Source organism: Pseudomonas sp. KCJK9058 (assembly GCF_046230975.1).
Lineage (GTDB): Bacteria > Pseudomonadota > Gammaproteobacteria > Pseudomonadales > Pseudomonadaceae > Aquipseudomonas > Aquipseudomonas alloputida.
Genome location: NZ_JBJJLR010000003.1, coordinates 166,863 through 190,716, shown reverse-complemented (window position 1 = coordinate 190,716; position 23,854 = coordinate 166,863). Strand labels below are relative to the sequence as shown.

The window sequence follows — 23,854 nt, the reverse complement described above, 5'->3', positions numbered from 1 at the left end:
ATATCTCGTCGCCGAACCTAGCCGCTTCGAACATGAGGGGTTACTCCTGTTCGCCAGATACGGGACAACGTGCGACCCGGTCGAGTCGATCCATGATCATGGGCATCTCCCTGAAATGCACGGTGAGCGTTTCAATCCAATTGCCGTGTAATCTTCCGTGAAAGGTGTCAAGTAAATAGACCCGTGCGCCGCGCTGTCAACGATGCGAAAGCCAAGTATGGCAAGGGTTATGCGCGGTTTAGCGTGGTGTCATAGAGCCACGTCCCGGGAGTTTTCTGGGTTGTAGAGAGGGGAGGGGCTTTGCGCACGAAGTCTGAATTTTTTTGAGTTTCAGAGGCGCCTGTCAGAAAAGTCGTAGTTGTTGGAGGAGTTGCACTCAGCATCAGTAATGCATCATTCCTTATCAGCGTTTCGATGAAGGGGACCGAAGACTGGAGCAGTTCACACTACCCCGGCAGCCTCATCGGCTTTCTCGTCCCCTTCGCGTATCACCTCACAAGATTAGAGAAACTGCTCGGCATAGTGACAAGCCACCTGCCGCGTACTCACCTGCCTCAGCGCCGGCACCTCCTTGGCACACCGCTCGGTCGCATACGGGCAGCGTTTGTGAAACGCGCACCCATCCGGCGGGTTCAGCGGGTTGGGCAGCTCCCCGACGATGCGAATCTTCGGCTTCAACGGGTCTGGATGAATCGCCGGTGTCGCCGACAGCAGCGCCTGGGTATAGGGATGCAGCGGCTTGTTGTAGATGTCCTCCTTCGGCCCCATCTCCGCCGGCCGCCCCAGGTACATCACCAGTACCTGATCCGCCACATGCCGTACCACCGCCAGGTTGTGCGAGATGAACACGTAGGCAGTGTTGAACTCCTTCTGCAGATCCATGAACAGGTTCAGCACCTGCGCCTGAATCGACACGTCCAGCGCGGAGGTCGGTTCGTCGGCCACCAGCACCTTGGGCTGCAGCATCATCGCCCGGGCCAGGGCGATACGCTGGCGCTGGCCGCCAGAGAACATGTGAGGGTAGCGCTGGTAGTGCTCGGGGCGCAGGCCGACCTGCTCCATCATCTTCTGCACTTTGTCGCGGCGCTCGGCCTTGCTCAGCGAGGTGTTGATCAGCAGCGGTTCGGCCAGTTGGTCACCGATCTTCTGCCGTGGGTTGAGCGAGGCGTAGGGGCTCTGGAACACCATCTGCACATCGCGGCGCAGTTGTTTGCGCTCTGCCTTGCTGGCGCCCTTCACCTCGGTGCCGGCAATTTGCAGCGAGCCGGACGACGGTTCTTCGATCAGGGTCAGGGCGCGGGCCAGGGTCGACTTGCCGCAGCCCGACTCGCCGACCACGGCCAGGGTCTTGCCGGCCTCCAGTTCGAACGACACGCCATTGAGCGCGCGCACCAGCGCATGGCCCTTGAACAGCCCGCGGGAGACTTCGTAGTGCCGGGTCAGCTCCCGGGCAGATAGAACGACGGCCATCACGCCACCTCCTGATTCAGCGGGTAGAAGCAACGCACCAGGCTGTGGGCCTGTGGGTCGAGGGGCGGGCGCTGGCGCCGGCAATTGTCCTGTACATAGGGGCAGCGTGGTGACAGCAGGCAGCCGACCGGGCGGTCGTAGCGGCCGGGGACGATGCCAGGCAGTGTGGCCAGGCGCTCGGCGCCAATGCTGTGCTCGGGGATCGCGGCGAGCAGGGCTTCGCTGTAAGGGTGGGCGGGCACATCGAACAGTTCTGGCACCTGGCCCACTTCCACGGCTTGGCCGGCGTACATCACGCACACCCGCCTGGCGGTTTCGGCGACCACGGCGAGGTCGTGGGTGATCAGGATGAGCGCCATGTTGCGCTCCTTCTGCAGGTTGACCAGCAGTTCCATGATCTGTGCCTGGATGGTCACGTCGAGGGCCGTGGTCGGTTCGTCGGCGATCAGCAGCTTGGGCTCGCCGGCAATGGCCATGGCGATCGCCACACGTTGGCTCATGCCGCCTGACAGCTGGTGCGGGTAAGCGTCCAGGCGGCTTTCGGCGGCCGGAATCTCGACCTTCTTCAAGAGCTCCAGAGCACGCTGGCGTGCAGCCTTACCTTTCAGGCCCAAGTGCTGGCGCAGCACTTCCTCTATCTGGAAGCCCACGGTGTAGCTGGGGTTGAGCGCGGTCATCGGGTCCTGGAAGACCATGGCGATGTCCTTGCCCACCACCTTGCGCCGCTGACGGCCGCTGAGCTTGAGCATGTCGGTGCCGTCGAAGGTGAGGGCGTCGGCGGTGATGCGCCCGGGCGCATCGATCAGGCCCATCAGGGCCATCATGGTGACCGACTTGCCCGAGCCAGACTCGCCGACGATGGCCAGGATTTCGCCGGCATCCACCGCCAGGTCCAGGCCATCGACCACCGGTACCGCGTTGGCGTCGCCGAAGCGCACATTCAGGTTGTTGATCTGCAACAGTGACATGGCGTTCTCCTCAGGCGGCGTTCTTGAGTTTCGGGTCCAGCGCATCGCGCAGGCCGTCGCCCATCAGGTTGATTGCCAGCACACTGAGCAGGATGGTCAGGCCGGGCAGGCTTACCACCCACCAGGCGCGCTCGATGTAATCCCGGGCCGAAGCCAGCATGGTGCCCCACTCGGGGGTAGGCGGCTGCACGCCGAGGCCGAGGAAACCCAGCGCAGCGGCGTCGAGGATCGCCGAGGAAAAACTCAGGGTCGCCTGCACGATCAGCGGTGCCATGCAGTTGGGCAGCACGGTGACGAACATCAGTCGGGGCAAGCCGGCGCCGGCCAGGCGGGCAGCGGTGACGTAGTCGCGGTTCAGTTCGCCCATCACCGCGGCGCGGGTCAGGCGCACGTAGGACGGCAGGGAAACGATGGCGATGGCGATCACGGTGTTGATCAGGCCAGGGCCGAGGATGGCGACGATGGCCACGGCCAGCAACAGCGACGGCAGCGCCAGCATCACGTCCATCAGGCGCATGATCGACGGGCCGAGCAACTGCGGGAAAAAGCCGGCCAGCAGGCCAAGGAGAATGCCCGGGATCAGTGACATCACCACTGACGACAGGCCGATCAGCAGCGACAGCCGTGCACCTTGAATCAGCCGCGAAAGCAGATCACGGCCCAGTTCGTCGGTGCCCAGGATGAACTGCCAGGTGCCGCCTTCCAGCCACACCGGCGGGGTCAGCAGGAAGTCGCGGTACTGCTCGCTCGGGTCATGTGGGGCGACCCAAGGCGCGAACAGCGCGCAGAATACCACCAGGCACATGAAGGCCAGGCCCATGACCGCGCCTTTGTTGCGCGCGAAGGCTTGCCAGAATTCTTTGTACGGGGAGGGGTAGAGCAGGCTCTGGTCCACCGGGCTGGCCGGTGACACGGATTTTGTAATCGGGCTAGTCATGGCAAGGGCCTCAGCGCTGATGACGGATGCGTGGGTTGGCCAGGCCGTAGAGGATGTCCACGACGAAGTTGACCAGAATCACCAGGCAGGCGATCAACAGGATGCCGTTCTGGACCACGGGGTAGTCACGGGCACCGATGGCTTCGATCAGCCATTTGCCGATGCCCGGCCAGGAAAAGATGGTTTCGGTCAGCACCGCCCCGGCCAGCAGCGTGCCGACCTGCAGGCCGAACACCGTCAGCACCGGGATCAAGGCATTGCGCAGGCCATGGACGAACACCACACGGGCCGGCGACAGTCCTTTGGCGCGGGCGGTGCGGATGTAGTCTTCGCGCAGTACTTCGAGCATCGACGAGCGGGTCATGCGGGCGATCACCGCCAGCGGGATGGTGCCGAGCACGATGGCCGGCAGGATCAGGTGCATCACAGCGTCCTTGAACGCGCCTTCTTCATCGCTGAGCAGGGTGTCGATCAGCATGAAGCCGGTTTTCGGCTCGATGTCGTAGAGCAGGTCGATGCGCCCGGAAACCGGGGTCCAGCCAAGGCTCACGGAGAAGAACATGATCAGGATCAGGCCCCACCAGAAAATCGGCATCGAGTAGCCGGCCAGTGATATACCCATGACCCCGTGGTCGAACAGGGAACCGCGCTTGAGTGCGGCGATTACACCGGCCAGCAGGCCGACGACGCCGGCGAACAGCAGGGCGGCGAAGGCCAGTTCCAGGGTGGCCGGGAACAGGGTGAGGAACTCGCGCCACACGCTTTCGCGGGTGCGCAGCGATTCGCCAAGGTCACCCTGGGCAAGTTTGCCGACGTAGTCCAGGTACTGGACCGGCAGTGGCTTGTTCAGGCCCAGGCGTTCCATGGCCTGGGCATGCATTTCGGGGTCGACCCTGCGCTCGCCCATCATCACTTCCACCGGGTCGCCGGGGATCAGGCGTATGAGCGCGAAGGTCAGCAAGGTGATGCCGAAAAAGGTCGGTATCAGCAGGCCAAGGCGCCGGGCAATAAAACTCAACATTGTCGGGGTTACCTCATCAGGCCGTGGGGCGATCAGCCCGGTACGGCAGTGCCGCCGGTCCCCGTGTGGGTCGCCGGCGGTCGTTGTTGTTCTACTTCACCTTGGTGGTGGCGAAGTTATTGTTGGTCAGAGGGCTGATCACGTAGCCCTCCACGTTGTCACGCATGGCCGTGAACACCTTGGGGTGGGCCATGCTGATCCAGGGTTGGTCGTCATCGTACACCTTCAATGCCTCGCTATAGAGCCTTGCGCGCTCGTCGTTGTCGATCACCTCGCGGGCACGGGTGATCAGCTCCTGGAATTTCGAGTTGCACCAGCGCGCGTAGTTCTCACCGTTTTTGGCGGCCTCGCAACTGAGCAGCGGGCCAAGGAAATTGTCCGGGTCGCCGTTGTCGCCTGCCCAGCCGGTGGACACCAGGTCGGCTTCGCCCTGCTTGGCGCGGCGCAGCATCTCGGCCCATTCCATCACGCGAATATCCAGCTTCAGGCCGATCTGCTTGAGGTCGGCTTGCAGCATTTCGGCGGACAGGCGCGGGTTAGGGTTGGTCATGCCGCCGCCGTTGCGGGTGAACAGGGTGATTACCGTGCCCTCGGGTACACCGGCCTGCCTGAGCAGGGCGCGGGCTTTGTCGAGGTCGCGCGGTGGGTTCTGGTTGTGGGTGTTGTAGCCGATCATGGTGGGTGGGTAGGGGTTTACACCCACCAGTGCGTTGCCTTTGCCAAACAGTTGGTTGACATGGGTCTGGCGGTCGAAGGCCATGTTGATGGCTTTACGCACGCGCACGTCGTTGAGGTATTTGTGCTGGGTATTCATGGCGATGTAGCCGGTGACCAACGCTTCGGTCTCTGCGACCTTGAGCCTGGCGTCGGCCTTTATCGACGGCACATCCTCGGGTTTGGGGTACAACGCCACCTGGCACTCGTTGGCGCGCAGTTTCTGCAGGCGCACGTTGCTATCGGTAGCGATGGCGAATATCAGGGCGTCGGCTGGCGGCTTGCCGCGAAAGTAATCCGGGTTAGGTTTGAAGCGGACCTGCGCATCCTTGTTGTAGCGCTGGAAGATGAACGGGCCGGTGCCGATCGGCTTGCTGTTCAGCGCTGCGGTCTTGCCGGCCTTGAGCAACTGGTCGCCGTATTCGGCAGAGTAGATCGAGGTGAACCCCATCGCCATGTCCCGCAGGAACGGCGCTTCCGGGCGGGTGAGGGTGATCACCACCGTGTGGTCGTCGGTTTTGTCCACCGACTTGAGCAGTTGCTTGAAGGCCATGCTTTCGAAGTACGGGTAGCCGACGCTGGTCTTGTCGTGCCATGGATGGGCGGGGTCGAGCTGGCGGCGCAGGCTCCACAGCACATCGTCGGCGTTGAATTCACGGGTAGGGGTGAAGTACTCGGTGCTGTGGAACTTCACCCCCTGGCGCAGGTGAAACGTGTAGGTCAGGCCGTCGGCTGAAATGTCCCAACGCTCGGCCAGGGCCGGCTGGATATCGGTGGTGCCGGGCTTGAAGTCGACCAGGCGGTTGAACAGCGTTTCGGACGCGGCATCGAAAGTGACCCCAGTGGTGTACTGAACCACGTCGAACCCTTCCGGGCTGGCTTCGGTACACACCACCAGCGGCTTGGCGGCCAGATGCGTGGCGCTGCCCAGTATCAGCGCTGCCAGGGTAAGGCGCAGCATTGGCGTTTTCCTGAAAGCTATCTGCATAGGTTGAAGTCTCCCTGCGTGCATTGATTCCAGCGTAGCTGCCACGGCCCGCAGCGAAGCAGGCCGTGGCGCCCGCGCTCAGAGAATGTTGAACGGAATGGTGGTGACCACGCGGAACTCATCCAGGCTGCCATCGCCCTGGGCCTTGCTGGCGCGATGGGTGGTGTAGGTGGCGCGGATGCTGGTGTCTTTCAGCGGCCCGCTCTGCAGCGCGTAGCTGGTGCCGATACCCCACTCATAGTGGGTTTCGCCATCCAGGCCATTCACGTCGTAGGCAGTGCCGCGGTAGTGGGTGCCGTCGATACCCCAGCCGCGGGCGTTGTACAGGTTGAACTTCAGGCCTGGCACGCCATAGGGCGCCATGTTCAGCACATAGGAAATCTGCAGCGATTTCTCGTTGGGGCCGTTGAAGTCCGACAGCAGCGAGTTGGCCAGGAAGATGCCGTTGGTTTCGTGCAGGTAGTCGAAGTACTCATTGCCGTTGACCTGCTGCCAGGAGGCGCTGAGGGTGTGGGCCTGATGGGTCAGGCCCAGTGACAGGCTGTAGGTGTCGTTGTCGATCTTGCCCATTTTCTGGCTGCCGGCGTCGACGGTCTTGTAGTAGTTCAGGCCGGTGCTCAGGCTGAGCACTGCGCTGTCGCCGAGCACATGGTTGGCGCCGAAGTAGTACTGGTTCCAGAAGTCGTCGACCTTGGTGGCGTACAGGCTGGTACTCAGGCTCTTGAACGGCTGGTAGTTGATGCCGGCGGTGCTGGCGCGGTCGGTTTCCACGCCGGTGGCGCTGTACTCGCTGCGGAACTTGCTGAGGCTCTGTTCGGTACGTGGCGAGACGCGGTCGAAGGTGCCCAGGTCGAGGCTGAGGTTGTCGAATTCAGCGCTGTGCAGGAACGCGCCCTGGAAGCTCGAGGGCAGGGCGCGGTTGCCGATGTAGGCGATCATCGGCGTGTCCACCGACTGGCGGCCAAGGGTAAGGGTGGTGTTGGACACGCGCGCCTTGATATTGCCCAGGCCCAGTTTGCTCCACTGGCCGACGGGGTCGCCATCGCTGTGGGTGAGGGTGCGGTTGTTGGGGCCGGCGATGGCTTCGCGGCTCTGCTGCAGGGCGATGGCGTTGTAGCCGGCAGCCTCGACGGCGAAGCCCACGGTACCCTGGGTGAAGCCGGAGCTGTAATTGAGGATGGTGCCCTGGACCCAGTTTTCACGGCTGTGGGTGTCGTGGCGGGTGCCGTCGTTCTTGTAGTACTTCCACAGCGGGGCGCGTGCGGCACGTTCGCGGGCATACCAGTTGCGGGTGCTGCCGGACAGGCTTTGGCCGTCGATGAAGCCGCTGGCTTGCGCTTGCTCGCTGCTGCTTTTGAGGGTGAGCGGGAGGTAGTCCTGGCTCTGCGAATCTGCCTGGGCCACCGTGGAAAAGGCACCGATGGATAACGCCAGTGCGGTCAAGGTGAATACTTTCAAGGTTAAAGCTCCCTTTCTTTTCTAGTTATGGCCGGCCTTGTGGGCCGGGTGATTGCTGCGGTGTTGCCAGGGGTGCCGCGGGATCGCCGGGCAGAATCGGGGCGTTGTGTTGGCCGTTCTGGCCTCGTCGCGGGCAAGCCCGCTCCCACAGGTAGGGCGCAGTGTCCGAACCTGTCGAGATCCTGTGGGAGCGGGCTTGCCCGCGAAGAGGCCGGTACTGGCTAACGCTTAATCAACACTCACACCGGAAAAATCATTGCGCCCAAACGGGCTGACCTTGAACTGGGAAACCTTGACGCTAAGCGGCTGGCTCACGGTGGAATGCGCCACCGGCGTAATCGGTACCTGCTGCTTGAGCCGCTGCTGGGCCTGCTGGTACAGGGCGGTGCGTTGCGTACGGTCGGTCACTTGCTTGGCCTGCTTGACCAGGCTGTCGTACTGCGGGTCGCACCACTGCGAGTAGTTGTTGCTGCCGATGGCATCGCAGCTGTAGAGGGTGCCCAGCCAGTTGTCCGGGTCGCCGTTGTCACCGGTCCAGCCGATCAGGGCGATGTCGTGCTCACCGTTTTTCATACGCTTGAGGTATTCGCCCCATTCGTAGCTGACGATGCGCACCTTGAAACCGAGTTTGCTCCAGTCGGCCTGGAGCATTTCGGCCATCAGCTTGGCATTGGGGTTGTACGGGCGCTGCACCGGCATGGCCCACAGGGTGACCTCGGTGCCAGGTTTGACACCCGCCTGCTGGAGCAGCTGTCTGGCCTTTTCGGGCGCGTACGGGGCGTCCTTGATGCTGTCGTCATAGGACCACTGGGTTGGTGGCATGGCGTTGACCGCCCGTTGGCCGGCGTCCTGATACACCGCCTGGAGGATGGCTTTCTTGTTGACCGCCATGTCCATTGCCTGGCGCACTTCCAGGCGGTCGAAAGGTGGGTGCTGGGTGTTGTAGGCGATGTAGCCGAGGTTGAAGCCTGGTTGCTGGAGCACCTGCAGTGTGCTGTCGGCCTTGAGCGCCGGCAGGTCAGCCGGGCGGGGGTGCAGGGTGACCTGGCATTCGTTGCGGCGCAGCTTCTGGATGCGCACCGACGGGTCGGTATTGATCGAGAACACCAGGTTGTCGATCTTCACCTCGTTCGCTGCCCAATAGTCCTTGTTGCCCTTGTAGCGGATCTGCGAATCCTTCTGGTAGCGCTGGAACACGAACGGCCCGGTACCGATAGGCTGCTGATTGATGTCGCTGGGGCGTCCACTGGCCAGTAGCTGTTCGGCGTATTCAGCGGAGAGGATGGAGGCGAAACTCATGGCCAGGTTCTGGACGAACGCGGCATCGACGGTGTTCAGGGTGAACACCACGGTCAATGGGTCGGTCTTCTCGACGCGGGCGATGTTCTTGTCCAGGCCCATGCCGTTGAAATAGGGAAACTCGGTAGGGTAGGCCTGACGGAACCGATGACCCTTGTCGAGCATGCGGTTGAAGGTGAACAGCACATCGTCGGCGTTGAACGTGCGGCTCGGGCTGAAGGCCTTGTTGCTGTGGAACTTGACCCCTTCACGCAGGTGGAAGGTGTAGCGCAGGCCGTCGTCGGACACCTCCCAGTGCGTCGCCAGGGCCGGGTGCACGGCGGTGCCGCCACGTTCGAACTCGACCAGGCGGTTGTAGATGGGTTCGGCGGCGTCGTTGTCGGTGGCGCTGGTGTACTGGGCGGTGTCGAAGCCGGCGGGGCTGCCTTCAGAGCAGAACACCAGGTTGTTGGCCAGCAGGACCGGGGATTGGCTGACCAGGCCCAGAGCCAGCAGCGCGGAAAGGCGGGTAACGTGGCGCATGGCAAATCCTTTTTCATCTGTTCGCGCCGCCTCCGGGTACGAATGGCGGCAACAGTTCGCCGTCCCCGCAGCGTATGGCCGCAGGACGACATGAAGAGGTGGCGGGGGTGAAGGGCACCCGCGATTCAGCGGGTGCCTCAGTCAGCCTATTTGTCCACGCTGACGCCGTAGAAGGAATTCAGCGCGAACGGGCTGATCTTGAAGTCCTTCACCTTGGCGCTCATGGGCTGGTAGACAGTGGAGTGGGCGATCGGGGTGATCGGTACCTGCTCCTTGAGGATATGCTGCGCCTTCTGGTACAGCTCGGTGCGCTTGGCCTGGTCGGACGTGGCCTTGGCCTGCTTGATCAGGTCGTCGTAGGGCTTGTAGCACCACTTGGAGAAGTTGTTGCCATCGACGGCATCGCAACCGTAGAGGGTACCCAGCCAGTTGTCCGGGTCACCATTGTCACCGCTCCAGCCAATCAGCATGGCACCCTGTTCGCCACCTTTGGAGCGCTTGATGTACTCGCCCCATTCATAACTGACGATCTTCGCCTTGATACCGATCTTGGCCCAGTCGGACTGGAGCATTTCGGCCATCAGCTTGGCATTGGGGTTGTACGGGCGTTGCACGGGCATGGCCCACAGGGTGATTTCGGTGCCTTCCTTGATGCCGGCTTCCTTGAGCAGTTGCTTGGCTTTCTCGGGGTCGAAGGCGGCGTCCTTGATGCTGTCGTCATAGGACCACTGCGTGGGCGGCATGGCGTTGACCGCCAGCTGGCCGGCGCCCTGGTATACCGACTCGATGATCTTTTTCTTGTCCACGGCCATGTCCAGCGCCTGTCGGACTTTCAGCTGGGCCATGGGGTTGGCCTCGTTGCTGCCCTTGATCTTGTCCATCACGTTGTAGGCGATATAGCCGAGGTTGAAGCCGGCCTGCTGCGGCATTTGCAGGTTCTTGTCGGCTTTTAGCGGCTCGATGTCGGCCGGGCGTGGGAACAGGGTGACCTGGCACTCGTTCTTTTTAAGCTTCTGCATGCGCACCGAGGCGTCGGTGGTGATGGCAAAGATCAGGTTGTCGATCTTCACGTCCTCGGGCTTCCAGTAGTCCTTGTTGCCCTTGAAGCGGATCTGCGCGTCCTTCTGGTACTTGCTGAACACGAACGGGCCGGTGCCGATCGGCTTCTGGTTGATGTCGGCGGCCTTGCCGTTCTTGAGCAACTGGTCGGCGTATTCGGCGGACTGGATCGAGGCAAAGCTCATGGCCAGGTTCTGGATGAACGCGGCGTCCACCTCGTTGAGGGTGAACTTCACCGTGTGCTCGTCAAGCTTCTCCACCTTGGCAATGTTCTTGTCCATGCCCATGTCGGTGAAGTATGGAAACTCGGTGGGGTACGCCTTGCGGAACGGGTTGTCCTTGTCGAGCATGCGGTTGAAGGTGAACAGCACGTCGTCGGCGTTGAACGGGCGACTGGGCTTGAAGTAGTCGGTGGTGTGGAACTTGACCCCTTCACGCAGGTGGAAGGTGTAGGTCTTGCCGTCGTCGGACACTTCCCATTTGGTCGCCAGGCCCGGGATGACCGCAGTGCCGCCGCGCTCGAACTGGGTCAGGCGGTTGAACACGGTCTCTGCCGAGGCGTCGAAGTCGGTCCCGGTGGTGTACTGCCCCGGATCGAAGCCGGCTGGGCTGCCTTCGGAGCAGAACACCAGGTTGGATGCGGCAACGGCCGAAGGTGCGCCGCTGAGCAAGCCTGCACCCAGCAGGAACGGAATGACTGCGTGTTTGAGCATGGTGGCCTCATTGTTGTCATTTTTTGGATGAGGTGGCCTCGTGAGCCGACCTGCGGATACTTATGCAGGGGGTGTTCCCAATGCAACAGGTACAAGGATAGTTGGCGTCAGAAAAGTGGTACGACCGTACATGGATGTCGCATCGGTATAACTTTTGGCGAAGTTAAACGTTTGCGTAGGCAAAATGATGGCGTTTTGCGCGATGTTTCTAGGCAAGGATAAACGTAGGACGCACCTTGATGGTGCGTAAGAAAGGTCTGAAAATCGTGAAAATGGCGCGTTCACCTGTAGGAGCGGGTTTACCCGCGAACACGGGCGAAGCCCGTGCCATCCACCGCCGTGTCTTGCTCGCGGGCTCCCACAGATGATGCGTGGACGCCTTATGGCATCTGCACTTCGATCAGGCCATCGGCATTCATGCTCACTTCACTGGTGCCCGCCTCGATATCTGGCGCCGGTGCTGCTTCATCAGCCCCCATGGCCTTCATCGCCATCGGCGCGCTACGCAAGTACGGGCGCGGGTAGCCGCTGCTGTTGAGGTTCAGGCTCACCACTTTGTAGCCTTTGCCACCCAGCGCTTCAGTCGCCAGTTGCGCGCGTGCCTTGAAGGCATCGACCGCATCCTTGAGCAGAGCATCCTCGCTGGCCTTGCGCGTGGCCGGGGCGATGGAGAAGTCCATGCCAGCCATTTTCAGCTCTTGCAACAAATCGGCGGTAAGCTGGGACAAGGCCGGGAAGTTGGCGCTTTCAAGGCGCAGTTCGGCGCGTTCGCGCCAGCCGGTAATTTTCTGGCCCTTGCTGTCATACACCGGGTAGCTGTTGCGGCTGCCTTGGCTGATCTTCACGTCCTTGACCTGGCGTGACTGCTGCACGGCCTTGTTCATGGTTTCGGTAATCTGCTTGGCGAGCTTGCCCGGGTCGCTGTTCTGCGCTTCGCTGTACAGGGTCACGACCATCAGGTCGCGCGCCACTTCCTTGCTGACTTCGGCACGCAGCGATACCTGGTTGAAACGCGGTTCATCGGCGGCCAGTGCCGGCAGGCTGGCGAGCAGGCCGCAAGACATGATCAGGGCAGCGCCGCGACGTGGGATTTGCATGTGGTACTCCTTGGCATTTAAAGGCGTGGGGGCTGGTCATCCATTCCACGCATGGCCCATAAGACCGGCAACAGTGTAGTGGGTTCAAAAGTGCCATCATGAACCTGTGACAAAGTGTGGCGCTTTGCCGCATCGCTGCAGCGAGGCGCCAGGCTTCGGTATACTCCAGCCGATTTTTCTGGAGCACTCATCAGGAGAGCTCATGCTCGCCGCCGTACAACCGTTGTCCGCTACCCGCCAGAACCTCTGGCGCCTGACCGTCATTCGGGTCCTGGTCCTGGCTGCCCAGGCCGGCTCGGTGGGCGTTGCCTACTGGACCGAACTGCTGCCGTTGCCCTGGCTGTCACTGGCCGGCACCTTGGCCTTGTCTTCGTTGCTGTGTGCCTTCACGGCCCTGCGCCTGCGGCTGTCGCTGCCCGTCACCGAAATGGAGTACGCCCTGCAGCTGGCCTGTGACCTGCTGATCCACAGTGCCTTGCTGTATTACTCCGGCGGCTCGACCAACCCGTTCGTGTCGTATTACCTGGTGCCGCTGGCGATTGCCGCGGTGACCTTGCCGTGGCTGTATTCGCTGATCCTGTCGGGCATTGCGCTGACGGCCTACAGCTTGCTGCTGGTGCAGTTCTACCCGCTCGAAGGGCTGCCGATGGCGCGGGACAAGATGCAGGTCTACGGCATGTGGCTGAGCATTGCCCTGGCGGCGGCTGTGATCACCTTCTTTGCCGCGCGCATGGCCGAAGAGCTGCGCCGGCAGGAGCAGCTGCGTTCAGAGCGGCGTGAAGAAAGCCTGCGCGACGAGCAACTGCTGGCTGTGGCTACCCAGGCCGCCGGTGCCGCCCATGAACTGGGTACGCCGCTGGCGACCATGAGCGTGCTGATCAACGAAATGCGCCAGGACCACACCGACCCGCTGTTGCAGGAGGACCTGCAGATCCTCCAGGACCAGGTAAAGCTGTGCAAAGAGACCTTGCAACAGCTGGTGCGCGCAGCCGAAGCCAACCGGCGCCTGGCCATCGTGGAGCAGGATGTGACCGCCTGGCTGGACGAGGCGCTCAACCGCTGGCACCTGATGCGCCCGGAAGCCAGCTACCGCTTCCAGCGCCTGCGTGACGGCAAGGTTCCGCGTCTGGCGCCGCCGCCAGACCTGACCCAGGCGTTACTGAATCTGTTGAACAATGCCGCCGATGCCTGCCCTGATGATCTGGAGGTTCGCCTGGACTGGGACGCCCAGGACATCGTCATCAGTATCCACGACCATGGTCCTGGTGTACCGCCAGCCATTGCCGAAGCCATTGGCAAACCTTTTATTACCACCAAGGGCAAAGGCTTCGGCCTGGGCCTGTTCTTGAGCAAGGCCAGCGTGACCCGTGCGGGCGGCTCGGTGAAACTCTATAGTCATGAACAGGGTGGCACCCTGACCGAACTGCGCCTGCCCTATGGCAAGCGAGGAGATGAATGATGAGCGAAGAAAACCAGGTCGAAAGCGAAGAGCTGCCGCACCTGCTGCTGGTGGATGACGATGCCACCTTCACCCGGGTCATGGCCCGGGCCATGAGCCGTCGCGGTTTCCGTGTGAGCACTGCCAGTTCTGCCGAAGAAGGCTTGATTCTGGCCCAGCAGGACCTGCCGGACTACGCCACGCTGGACCTGAAGATGGATGGCGACTCCGGCCTGGTGCTGCTGCCCAAGCTGCTGGAACTGGACCCGGAAATGCGCGTGGTGATCCTGACCGGGTACTCGAGCATTGCCACCGCAGTGGAGGCGGTCAAGCGCGGTGCCTGCAACTACCTGTGCAAGCCGGCTGACGCCGATGATGTGTTGGCAGCACTGCTGTCGGAGCACACCGACCTGGATACCCTGGTGCCGGAAAACCCGATGTCGGTCGATCGCCTGCAGTGGGAACACATCCAGCGCGTGCTGAACGAGCATGAAGGTAATATCTCGGCTACCGCGCGGGCGCTGGGCATGCACCGACGGACGTTGCAGCGCAAGCTGCAGAAGCGGCCGGTTCGGCGCTGATTCTGTATTGATGATGTTGGCCTGTTCGCAGGGGCATCCGCTCCTGCAACTGTGAGCGCGGGCTTGCCCGCGAAGGGCTGCAAAGCAGCCCCCATCAAGGCGAGCACGATGAAGGTACTGTTGGTCATCCTTGCGCTGGTTGCAGGTAGCGCCAAGGCGGAGGACTGGCCTGACCCGCAGTGGCAGAACGACCCCGCCACCCTCGACTGGCAGGCCGTCGACGCTTACGCCTTTCCTGCACGCTACCCCTCGGAGCGCAGCGGCATCCGCACGGACGCTCTGCTGATCATCCGCGACGGGCGTATCCTCCACGAGCGCTACACCGCGCCCACCCGTGCCGCCACCGCGCACCTGACCTGGTCGGTAAGCAAGAGCGTACTGGCCACGATAATGGGCGTGGCCCAGGGCGAAGGCCGCTTCCAGCTGCAAGACCCGGTCAGCCGCTTCTATCCACCCATGCGCGCCCACCCAGGCGTGCGCGTGGCCGACCTGCTGCACTGGGCCAGTGGCCTCGAGTGGCAGGAAGACTACGAATACGCGCCGCTGAAGTCCTCGGTGGTGGCCATGCTGTATACCCGTGGCCGCGCAGACATGGCTGCCTACGCGGCGGCGCAGGGTGTTGCCGCCAGCCCCGGTCAGCGATTCCTCTACTCCAGCGGCGACAGCAACCTGCTGGCCGCCGCGCTGCGCGGCATGCTCGATGCCGGGCAGTACCCCGACTACCCCTGGCACGCACTGTTCACCCCGTTGGGTATCGGCAGTGCGGCGTGGGAGCGTGACCGGGCAGGCACCTACGTAGGCTCTTCCTATCTCTACCTCAGTGCCCGTGATTTGGCCCGAATTGGCCTGCTGATGCAGCGCGACGGGCGCTGGCAGGGCCGACAATTGCTGCCCAAGGCCTGGGTCGCCTTCAACCGCACCCCGTTTGCCCTGGCCCAAGCGCTGCCTGGCGAGGCCGTCCCTGGTGGCCATTGGTGGCTCAACCAGCCGCTGGCTGGCGCCGAACGGCCTTGGCCCAGTGCACCGGCAGACACTTTCGCCGCCCTTGGCCACTGGGGGCAGGCGTTATATGTGCTGCCTGAGCAAAAGCTGGTGATCGTGCGCTACGCCGATGACCGCGACGGCAGCTATCGACACGACGAACTGCTCAAGCGGGTGCTGGCGGTACTGGCCGGGGAGGGGGCATGAAGCGGCTATTGCTGCTGGCGCTGGCAGGGCTCCTGTTCTGGGCATGGCAGGAACGCCAGGCGCTGGCGGACTTCCCCGGCATACTCTCGGCCTACTCGGCCAAGGAATACTGTTCCTGCCGCTTTGTCATGGGCTTCGACAAGGTGTACTGCCAAGGGTACGTGAAGCAGTGGCTGCCACTGAGCCTGCTGGAGGAAAACAGCCAGCAGCGGCGAGTCACCGCTGAAGGCCTGGGGCGACGCAGCCAGGCGGCCTGGCAAGGCGCGCGTGAGGGCTGCCGCTTGCTGCCATGAATGCAGGCGGGTAAGGTTGGCGGCCTGGTTTCACGAGATCTGTCATGTTCAAGTTGCCCCGTCTGCTGCCTGCCTTATTGCTGGCTTTGTGCCTGCCCGCTCATGCCAATTGGCACCTGGATGGCGAATCCTCACGGCTGTCATTCATCACCGGCAAGAACGGCGACACCGCCGAAGTGCATCGCTTTCTGGTGTTGCATGGCACGGTCGATCGCAAGGGTATGGCCGGGTTGAGGATCGAGATGGACTCGGTGAGCAGTGGTATTCCGCTGCGTGACGAGCAAATGCGCGACAACCTGTTCGAGGTCGAGCGCTTCGCCGAGGCCACCGTGAAGGCGCAGATTGACCTGCAGCCGATCAATGACCTGGCCGACGGTGCACAGATCGAATTGCGCCTGCCGCTGACGGTCACCCTGCATGGCCAGTCGCACAGTTACAGTGTTCTGTTGCTGGCTACCCGCCTGGATGCGCGGCGCTTCCAGGTGGTGACCCTTGAGCCTCTGGTGCTGCGCGCCGAAGATTTTGGCTTGCTGCCGGGGCTGGAAAGCCTGCGCAAGTTCGCCAGGTTGAAGTCCATCAACCCGACGGTACCGGTTAGCGCGGTGCTGATCTTCACTGCGCGCTGACATGGCGGGGCCGGTCTTCCCCTGGCGTGATGGCAATCAGTTCGAACTGCTTATCGACGGCCCTGTGTTTTTTCCGCGCATGCTCCAGGCGATCATGCGTGCCGAGTTCCAGGTTGACCTGGAGCTGTACCTGGTCGAGGCCGGGGCCTGTGCCGATGCAGTGGTCGACGCGCTGGAGCAGGCTGCCCGGCGTGGCGTACGGGTGCGGTGCCTGTTTGATGACTACGGTTCATTGGCCTTCAACAGCGCGTTGCGTCAGCGCCTGCTGGACGCTGGCGTGTACTTGCGCTGGTATAACCGCCTGCGCTGGAAGCGTGGCCTGCGTAATCTCTACCGTGATCATCGCAAATTGCTGCTGGTTGACGAACGTTGGGCCGTGGTGGGGGGGGCGGGCGTTACCGACGAGTTCTGGACGCCCGGTGAGGCGACCAGCGAATGGCACGAAGTGATGGTGCAGATGCAGGGGCCGGTGGTGAGCGACTGGCAGTTGCTGTTTGACCGTCAGTGGCAAGCCAACAACCGCCGCACCGCCTGGCGCCCTGCTGAAGGCTTTGGTCTGCCGCGTCTGCCCAAGGTGCCTGCGCAGGGGCAGGGCATGGGCCGGGTCGCTTATGCCGACGCCCGCCAGCACCAGGACATCCTTCACGCGCTGGTACGGGCGCTGAACAGCGGAAAGAAACGGGTGTGGCTGGCCACGCCGTACTTCCTGCCGACCTGGAGCGTGCGCCGTTCATTGCGTCGGGCCGCCAGCAAGGGGCTCGACGTGCGTCTGTTGTTGACCGGTCCGCGCACCGATCACCCCTCGGTACGCTACGCCGGGCATCGGTACTACCCGCGTCTGTTGCGTGCGGGCGTGCGGATTTTCGAGTACCAGCCGTGCTTCCTGCACCTGAAGATGGCTGTGGTAGACGACTGGGTCAGCGTCGGTTCGTGCAACTTCGACCACTGGAACTTGCGCTTCAACCTTGAAGCCAACATCGAAGCGCTGGACCCGCCGTTGACAGCGGCGGTGGTGGCCAGCTTCGAGCGCGACTTCGCCCAGAGCGAAGAAGTCGACCTCGCCCACTGGCATGCGCGCCCTTTGTGGCGCAGGGTGAAGCAACGGATCTGGGGCTGGCTTGATCGGTTGGTGGTCAACTTCCTCGACCGCCGTGACTGACAGCGGCTATCGTGCAGTGACTATTCACAGTTAACCGAAGGAGTGGGCGAGATGACGGCGAAGAAAATTCTCATGCTGGTGGGCGACTACGTCGAAGATTACGAAGCGATGGTGCCGTTCCAGGCCTTGAGCATGGTGGGCCACACGGTGCATGCGGTGTGCCCGGAAAAGCTGGCGGGGCAGACCGTGCGTACCGCGATTCATGACTTTGAGGGTGAACAGACCTACAGCGAAAAGCCAGGGCACAATTTTGCCCTGAATTATGATTTCGTGCGGGTGCGGCCCGAGAGTTATGACGCGCTGCTGATCCCAGGTGGCCGCGCGCCGGAGTACCTGCGCCTGAATGAAAAGGTGTTGGACCTGGTGCGGGCGTTCGACCAGGCCGGCAAGCCGATTGCGGCGGTGTGCCATGGTGCCCAGCTGCTGGCGGCGGCAGGGGTGCTGGAGGGGCGTGAGTGCAGCGCGTACCCGGCATGTGCGCCAGAAGTGCGCCTGGCGGGTGGCACGTTCATCGACATCGCGGTGGACCAGGCGCATGTGGATGGCAACCTGGTGACCGCACCGGCATGGCCCGCGCACCCGGCCTGGCTGGCGGCGTTCCTTCAAGTGCTGGGCACGCGTATTGTCTGACAGGCTTGATTGAATGGGCAGCGGGTTGCTTCAGGCAACCTGCTCAACCCAGTCATTGAGGTTGTAGTAGTTGGTCACCCGGGCAATCTTGCCACAGTGAATATAGAAGAACGCCCCCGCCGGCAGCACATAGGTTTGGCCGTTTGCCGTCGGCAGCCCTTCGTCATCGGCCAGGTATTGGCCATGCACGGTGAACTCCGCCGCCGCGCGGCTGCCATCGGCGTTCTGCATCACCACGATGTCGGCCAGGCGCTCGCGGTAGCAGCGGTTCATCTTGTCCATGAACGCGGCGAACCTGGCCTTGCCCATCTGACGCTCGCCCTGATTGATGTCGTGGATCACGTCTTCGCTGAGCAGCGCCAGAAAGCCCGGCATGTCACCCGCGTTGAAGGCGGCGTAGTAAGCATTTACCAGTTCGGTTGCGGTCATGGAACATTTCCTGTCGTGTAGGGAAAAGGCGGGTCGTTACCTCGGATGATAGGGTTTCCCCTCAAGCCCGGCTTAGCCGAGCGCGTCATCCACATCGACAAAACGACCGCCAAACATGGAAATACGCCTGTTGCACGGTGCCGCTATCGCGCCTTACATCGATGACCTCGCTCGCCTGCGCCTTACTGTGTTCCGCGAGTTCCCCTACCTGTACGACGGCACCCCGGAGTACGAGGCCGACTACCTGGCCAACTACGCCCGCTCCGGGCGCAGCCTGGTTGTGCTGGCGCTGGACGACGGCAAGGTGGTCGGCGCCTCTACCGGCCTGCCGTTGGTGGATGTCGCGCCCGAATTCCAGCAGCCATTCCTGGCCCAGGGGCGCGATCCGGCCAGTGTGTACTACTTCGGCGAGTCGCTGGTGTTGCCGGCATACCGCGGACAGGGCCTGGGGGTTCGCTTCTTCATCGAGCGCGAGTCCTACGCACACAAACTGGCCGAGTTCGATTACTGCGCGTTCTGCGCGGTCGAGCGACCCGGTGCGCACCCGCGCCGGCCAGCCGAATACAAACCCCTGCACGGCTTCTGGCGCAACCGCGGCTTCCTGCACGACCCATCGCTGCGTACCACCTACGCCTGGCGCGACCTGGACGAGCAGGAAAGCTCCGACAAGCTGATGTCATTCTGGCTCAAGGCACTGCCGATATGATTCGCCTGGCGGCCTGCCAGTACGCCATCGAGCTGCACGAAACCTGGGACGCCTACGCCGACCACCTGCAAGGCCTGTGCGCCGAAGCGGTGGAGGCGGGGGCACGCTTGCTGCTATTGCCGGAGTACGCCGGGCTGGTGCTGAGCGGCCAGCTGAGTGCCGGGCAGCGGGAAGACCTGAAGGCTTCGATTGCCGGCATCCAGCCGCTGATCGAACCCTGGAAAGCGTTGTGCGAGAGCCTTGCCCGACGCTGGGGGATCTACTTGCAACCGGGCAGTGTGCCGGTGCTGGACAACGATGGGCGCTACCGCAACCGTGCCTGGCTGTTCGGCCCCCAAGGTGTGCTGGGTTATCAGGACAAACTGATGATGACCCGCTTCGAGCGCGAGCAGTGGGACATCGCTGCAGGCCAGGGGCTGCAGGTGTTCGAAACCGAACTGGGGCGCTTGGGCATTCTGATCTGCTACGACAACGAGTTCCCGATGCTGGCCCGCCGCCTGGCCGAGTGTGGTGCCGACCTGATCCTGGCGCCGAGTTGTACCGATACCGAGGCCGGTTACCATCGGGTGCGTATTGGCGCCCAGGCGCGCGCCCTGGAGAACCAGATTGCCGTGTTGCAGAGCCCTACGGTGGGGGTGGCGCCCTGGTCGCCGGCATTGGACGAGAATATCGGCCGGGCAGGCTTGTTCGTGCCGCCGGATCACGGGATGCCGGGGGATGGGGTGGTGGCGTTGAGCGAGCAGTTGAACCCGGACTGCAGCCAGTGGCTGGTGTGTGAGGTAGATCTGCAGGACGTGCGTCGGGTGAGGCGGGAAGGGCAGGTGTTTACCTGGCGGGACTGGCCGGAGCAGTTCGAAAGAGTCCTGTGATGACAGTGCGGCCTCTTCGCGGGCAAGGCCGCCCCACAGGTAACGCGTAGCCTTCTGGCTTGCGCTGTACGTGTGGGAGCGGGCTTGCCCGCGAAGCCGCCGCCGCAGTTACATCAGGTTACTTCACTTCGACGGCCAGGCTTTCGGCAATCTTGCTCTGCCACAGGGCAGGGCCAGTGATGTGTACCGACTCGCCGTTGCTGTCCACAGCAACGGTCACCGGCATGTCCTTGACCTCGAACTCGTAGATCGCTTCCATGCCCAGCTCGGCGAAGGCCAGTACCTTCGACTTGCGGATGGCCTGGGCGACCAGGTAGGCAGCGCCACCAACAGCCATCAGGTACACGGCCTTGTTGTCCTTGATCGCCTCGATGGCGGTCGGGCCACGCTCGGACTTGCCGATCATGCCCAGCAGGCCAGTCTGCTCAAGGATCTGGCGGGTGAACTTGTCCATACGGGTAGCAGTGGTCGGGCCGGCTGGGCCTACCACTTCGTCACCCACCGGGTCGACCGGGCCGACGTAGTAGATGAAGCGGCCTTTCAGGTCTACCGGCAGCTCTTCACCACGGTTGAGCATTTCAACCATGCGCTTGTGCGCGGCATCGCGGCCGGTCAGCATCTTGCCGTTGAGCAGGATGGTTTCGCCCGGCTTCCAGCTGGCCACTTCTTCCGGTGTAATGTCGTCGAGGTTGACGCGACGGGCGCTTGGGCCGGCTTCCCAGACGATTTCCGGGTAGGCGTCCAGCGACGGTGCTTCCAGTTCTGCCGGGCCGGTGCCATCAAGCACGAAGTGGGCGTGGCGGGTAGCGGCGCAGTTGGGGATCATGCACACCGGCAAGGACGCCGCGTGGGTCGGGTAATCCATGATCTTGACGTCGAGCACGGTGGTCAGGCCACCCAGGCCCTGGGCGCCGATGCCCAGCTGGTTGACCTTGTCGAACAGCTCCAGGCGGATTTCTTCCAGGCGGTTCTGTGGGCCACGGGCTTTCAGTTCGTGAATGTCGATGGACTCCATCAACACTTCCTTGGCCATGACCGCGGCCTTCTCGGCGGTACCGCCGATGCCGATGCCGAGCATGCCAGGCGGGCACCAGCCAGCACCCATGGTCGGCACGGTCTTCAGTACCCAGTCGACGATCGAGTCGGACGGGTTGAGCATGGCCATCTTCGACTTGTTTTCCGAGCCGCCGCCCTTGGCTGCGACATCGACTTCCACCTTGTCGCCGGGGACGATGGAGTAGTGGATCACTGCCGGGGTGTTGTCCTTGGTGTTCTTGCGGGCACCGGCCGGGTCGGCCAGGATCGAAGCGCGCAGGACGTTTTCAGGCAGGTTGTAGGCGCGACGCACACCTTCGTTGATCATGTCGTCGACGCTCATGGTGGCGCCGTCCCAGCGCACGTCCATGCCCACGCGGATGAACACGGTGACGATACCGGTGTCCTGGCAGATTGGACGATGGCCGGTGGCGCACATGCGCGAGTTGATCAGGATCTGGGCGATGGAATCGCGTGCAGCAGGCGATTCCTCACGCAGATAGGCCTCGTGCATGGCCTGGATGAAATCGACGGGGTGGTAGTACGAGATGAATTGCAGGGCGTCGGCGACGCTCTGAATCAGGTCGTCTTGCTTGATCACGGTCATGCAGCGCGCTCCTCTTAAAGACGGGAACATTCAAAAAGACGCTCGACATAGCCGACCAGCACGTCGAAGCGCCTTGCAAGGCGCCGGCAGGTCAGGCCGACGGAAAAAGGCGCGGCAGTATAGCGCGCATCCGTGCCCGGCACACCTGCGGCCGGTCTGGACCATGGTCGGCAGCGTGTAGGCATCTATTTTGCTGGTGTGCGCTGCTTGGCTTACAGTGAGCCTTGGATAGCAGGAGATGTACCGAACATGCCCGAAATTTGCGTGGGCGAGCGCCGCTGGGTGGTGCCCATTGGCAGCAACCTGCTCGATGCCCTCAACGAGGCGGGGCTGAATGTGCCTTACAGTTGCCGCGCCGGCAGTTGCCACGCCTGCCTGGTGCACTGCCTGGACGGGCAACCGGCAGACGCTTTGCCCGAGGCATTGGCGTTGGAGAAGCACGCCCAGGGCTGGCGCCTGGCTTGCCAGTGCCGGGTGGTCGAGGACCTGCGTGTGGCGCTATACGACCCCTTGCTGGGTGGTGTACCGGCACAGGTCTGTGCGTTGGACTGGTTTGGCGATGTATTGCGCCTGCGGTTGCGCCCCGATCGGGTGGTGCGTTACCAGGCGGGGCAGCACGTGGTGCTGTGGCTAGGCGCGGTTGCTCGGCCTTATTCCTTGGCCAGTCTGCCGGGTGAGGACGATTTTCTCGAGTTTCATATCGATTGTCAGCGGCCTGGTGCCTTTTGCGACAAGGCGCGTGGTCTGCAGGTCGGCGATCAGATGCGTTTGGGGGAGTTCAGAGGCGGAGCCCTTCATTACGACCCTGATTGGCAGGAGCGGCCGCTGTGGTTGCTGGCTGCGGGAACCGGGCTGGCGCCGCTCTGGGGTATCTTGCGCGAAGCGTTGCGCCGGGGGCATCGGGGCGAAATCCGGGTGGTGCATGTGGCGCGGGATCCGGCTGGGCACTATCTGGCGGACAAGCTGCTGAAGCTGCCCGGGGTGAGTGTCGAGCTGGTGCTGGTGGAGCATGTGGATGAAGCGTTGGCTGGGATGCGGCTGTTGTCGCGCCAGACGGTGGCGCTGCTGTGTGGGGCACCGGCGAGTGTCGAGCGGTTTGCCCGGCGGATGTTCATGGCAGGGGTACCGCGGGGGCAGGTGTTTGCTGATGTGTTCGTCGAGCATGCCTGAGGGTCGCCTTGAAGTGCGAAGGGCCGCAAAGCGGCCCCTCTTTCATGCGGCGCTGCGCTCGGCGACGGGTACCTCGGCCAGCCCCCGCCGATAGAGAACCAGGTAATACGACCCCAATCCGATCAACCAGCAGAACACTGCCGTCCACATATTGTGCGACAGGAAGTGCGCCCCCTGCATCATCCTGCCCACCGACAGTACCGACCCTGCTATCAAGGCCACTACAAATGCCACCCGCGCCAGGCGCGGCTTGCGATCACGCAGCATGAAGAACAAGGCGAACAGGCAGAAACCGGTCGCTGCATGCCCGCCCGGCCAGCACAGGCCAGGCTTGTCGGTAGGCGGCCGTGGTTCCAGCAGCTTGCTGTAGGTTTCGGTGCCGCCAAACTGGGTCAGGCTCCAAGGGCACTGCACCTGGGTGACTTTTTTCAGCGGTGTGACAAACGCCGTGGACAAGCCCAGTGCCAGCGCCAGGCAGCCCAGTTCACGGCGCCAGCCAAACAGGCGCTTCCAGAAAAAGCTCGCGGCAAAGGTCAGCAGCGATATCACCCCCAACAGGATCACCACTTGCTTGACCCGGTCATGCAGGATGTTTTCCAGCAGGTAACTGTGGCGGCCAATGAACTGCCCGGCAGCGGGGTCGAAGAACAGGTTGGCGACATCCATGTCGACTGAAGTCAGCTCCAGCAGGATCAAGGCCAGCGCAGTCGCCAGGGGAATTCCCAGGTACAGCCAATAGTTGATCGGGCGAGGGGAGGTGCGTTGCTGCATGACGGCTCCAGGGCGCGAAAAAGATCGGGTATTGTCGGCCGCCCGCTATCCTGTGTCCGTGAAGGATCAGTGAAAAAACCGTCAAGTGCGGTGAATTTTCCCCAGG

Annotated in this window: 22 protein-coding genes; 10 read left to right on the top strand and 12 right to left on the bottom strand. The window is 62.8% G+C overall.

Annotated features, from left to right (window positions below; translation table 11 throughout):
• Nucleotides 1-501: 501 nt before the first annotated feature.
• The 9 genes from ACK59Z_RS03935 to ACK59Z_RS03895 form a co-directional block, all read right to left on the bottom strand.
• Nucleotides 502-1,470: a peptide ABC transporter ATP-binding protein gene (locus ACK59Z_RS03935; protein WP_003255261.1), complete on the bottom strand. Its 969-nt coding sequence runs from the start codon at nt 1,468-1,470 to the stop codon at nt 502-504.
• Nucleotides 1,470-2,438: an ABC transporter ATP-binding protein gene (locus ACK59Z_RS03930; protein ID WP_003255260.1), complete on the bottom strand. Its 969-nt coding sequence runs from the start codon at nt 2,436-2,438 to the stop codon at nt 1,470-1,472. Before ACK59Z_RS03930 ends, ACK59Z_RS03935 begins: the two co-directional genes overlap by 1 nt.
• Nucleotides 2,439-2,448: 10 nt before the next feature.
• Nucleotides 2,449-3,375 carry an ABC transporter permease subunit gene (locus ACK59Z_RS03925; RefSeq protein WP_003255259.1) on the bottom strand — a complete coding sequence of 309 codons (927 nt, stop codon included), beginning with the start codon at nt 3,373-3,375 and terminating at the stop codon, nt 2,449-2,451.
• A gap of 10 nt (nt 3,376-3,385) precedes the next feature.
• Nucleotides 3,386-4,396, bottom strand: a complete 1,011-nt coding sequence (locus ACK59Z_RS03920; RefSeq protein ID WP_003255257.1) for an ABC transporter permease subunit — start codon at nt 4,394-4,396, stop codon at nt 3,386-3,388.
• 91 nt (nt 4,397-4,487) lie between these two features.
• Nucleotides 4,488-6,098, bottom strand: coding sequence for an ABC transporter substrate-binding protein (locus tag ACK59Z_RS03915; RefSeq protein ID WP_108192179.1), 1,611 nt, complete (start codon nt 6,096-6,098; stop codon nt 4,488-4,490).
• 78 nt (nt 6,099-6,176) lie between these two features.
• Nucleotides 6,177-7,556: an OprD family porin gene (locus ACK59Z_RS03910; protein WP_108192178.1), complete on the bottom strand. Its 1,380-nt coding sequence runs from the start codon at nt 7,554-7,556 to the stop codon at nt 6,177-6,179.
• Nucleotides 7,557-7,784: 228 nt separating this feature from the next.
• Nucleotides 7,785-9,377 carry an ABC transporter substrate-binding protein gene (locus tag ACK59Z_RS03905; protein WP_003255252.1) on the bottom strand — a complete coding sequence of 531 codons (1,593 nt, stop codon included), beginning with the start codon at nt 9,375-9,377 and terminating at the stop codon, nt 7,785-7,787.
• 146 nt (nt 9,378-9,523) lie between these two features.
• Nucleotides 9,524-11,149: an ABC transporter substrate-binding protein gene (locus tag ACK59Z_RS03900; protein ID WP_012051277.1), complete on the bottom strand. Its 1,626-nt coding sequence runs from the start codon at nt 11,147-11,149 to the stop codon at nt 9,524-9,526.
• Between the two features lie 380 nt (nt 11,150-11,529).
• The gene (locus ACK59Z_RS03895; protein WP_003255248.1) at nt 11,530-12,246 is read right to left on the bottom strand and encodes an SIMPL domain-containing protein; all 717 of its coding nucleotides are present in this window, start codon (nt 12,244-12,246) and stop codon (nt 11,530-11,532) included.
• 202 nt (nt 12,247-12,448) lie between these two features.
• On the opposite strand from ACK59Z_RS03895, the gene ACK59Z_RS03890 reads away from it, so the two are divergent.
• From ACK59Z_RS03890 to ACK59Z_RS03860, 7 genes are all read left to right on the top strand, one after another.
• Nucleotides 12,449-13,705 (top strand): ATP-binding protein, encoded by a 1,257-nt coding sequence (locus ACK59Z_RS03890; RefSeq protein ID WP_014589781.1) that lies wholly within the window; start codon nt 12,449-12,451, stop codon nt 13,703-13,705.
• Nucleotides 13,705-14,265 (top strand): response regulator transcription factor, encoded by a 561-nt coding sequence (locus ACK59Z_RS03885; RefSeq protein WP_003255244.1) that lies wholly within the window; start codon nt 13,705-13,707, stop codon nt 14,263-14,265. The genes ACK59Z_RS03890 and ACK59Z_RS03885 overlap by 1 nt, the downstream gene beginning before the upstream one ends.
• A gap of 108 nt (nt 14,266-14,373) precedes the next feature.
• A complete protein-coding gene (locus tag ACK59Z_RS03880; protein WP_108192177.1) occupies nt 14,374-15,453 on the top strand; it encodes a serine hydrolase in 1,080 nt (359 codons plus the stop codon).
• Entirely contained in the window at nt 15,450-15,746 is a 297-nt protein-coding gene (locus ACK59Z_RS03875) for a hypothetical protein (protein WP_012051281.1), read from the top strand. The genes ACK59Z_RS03880 and ACK59Z_RS03875 overlap by 4 nt, the downstream gene beginning before the upstream one ends.
• 44 nt (nt 15,747-15,790) lie before the next feature.
• A complete protein-coding gene (locus tag ACK59Z_RS03870; protein WP_019750533.1) occupies nt 15,791-16,372 on the top strand; it encodes a YceI family protein in 582 nt (193 codons plus the stop codon).
• A 1-nt stretch (nt 16,373) separates the two neighbouring features.
• A complete protein-coding gene (locus ACK59Z_RS03865) occupies nt 16,374-17,531 on the top strand; it encodes a phospholipase D-like domain-containing protein (protein ID WP_409292436.1) in 1,158 nt (385 codons plus the stop codon).
• A gap of 51 nt (nt 17,532-17,582) precedes the next feature.
• Nucleotides 17,583-18,161 carry a DJ-1/PfpI family protein gene (locus ACK59Z_RS03860; RefSeq protein ID WP_003255238.1) on the top strand — a complete coding sequence of 193 codons (579 nt, stop codon included), beginning with the start codon at nt 17,583-17,585 and terminating at the stop codon, nt 18,159-18,161.
• Nucleotides 18,162-18,191: 30 nt separating this feature from the next.
• Here ACK59Z_RS03860 and ACK59Z_RS03855 read toward each other — a convergent pair whose 3' ends face one another.
• Nucleotides 18,192-18,590 carry a nuclear transport factor 2 family protein gene (locus ACK59Z_RS03855; protein WP_003255237.1) on the bottom strand — a complete coding sequence of 133 codons (399 nt, stop codon included), beginning with the start codon at nt 18,588-18,590 and terminating at the stop codon, nt 18,192-18,194.
• A gap of 115 nt (nt 18,591-18,705) precedes the next feature.
• Between ACK59Z_RS03855 and ACK59Z_RS03850 the strand changes: the two genes are divergently transcribed.
• Both ACK59Z_RS03850 and ACK59Z_RS03845 read left to right on the top strand, forming a co-directional pair.
• Entirely contained in the window at nt 18,706-19,296 is a 591-nt protein-coding gene (locus ACK59Z_RS03850; protein ID WP_003255235.1) for a GNAT family N-acetyltransferase, read from the top strand.
• A complete protein-coding gene (locus tag ACK59Z_RS03845) occupies nt 19,293-20,165 on the top strand; it encodes a carbon-nitrogen hydrolase family protein (protein WP_108192176.1) in 873 nt (290 codons plus the stop codon). The genes ACK59Z_RS03850 and ACK59Z_RS03845 overlap by 4 nt, the downstream gene beginning before the upstream one ends.
• A gap of 118 nt (nt 20,166-20,283) precedes the next feature.
• Here ACK59Z_RS03845 and ACK59Z_RS03840 read toward each other — a convergent pair whose 3' ends face one another.
• Nucleotides 20,284-21,807 (bottom strand): fumarate hydratase, encoded by a 1,524-nt coding sequence (locus ACK59Z_RS03840; RefSeq protein WP_003255232.1) that lies wholly within the window; start codon nt 21,805-21,807, stop codon nt 20,284-20,286.
• A 249-nt stretch (nt 21,808-22,056) separates the two neighbouring features.
• Here ACK59Z_RS03840 and ACK59Z_RS03835 point away from each other — a divergent pair, with 249 nt between their 5' ends.
• Nucleotides 22,057-22,977, top strand: coding sequence for an iron-sulfur-binding ferredoxin reductase (locus ACK59Z_RS03835; RefSeq protein WP_108192175.1), 921 nt, complete (start codon nt 22,057-22,059; stop codon nt 22,975-22,977).
• 42 nt (nt 22,978-23,019) lie between these two features.
• Here the strand turns inward: ACK59Z_RS03835 and ACK59Z_RS03830 are convergent, their stop codons facing one another.
• Nucleotides 23,020-23,748 (bottom strand): phosphatase PAP2 family protein, encoded by a 729-nt coding sequence (locus ACK59Z_RS03830; RefSeq protein ID WP_012051287.1) that lies wholly within the window; start codon nt 23,746-23,748, stop codon nt 23,020-23,022.
• Between the last annotated feature and the right edge of the window lie 106 nt (nt 23,749-23,854).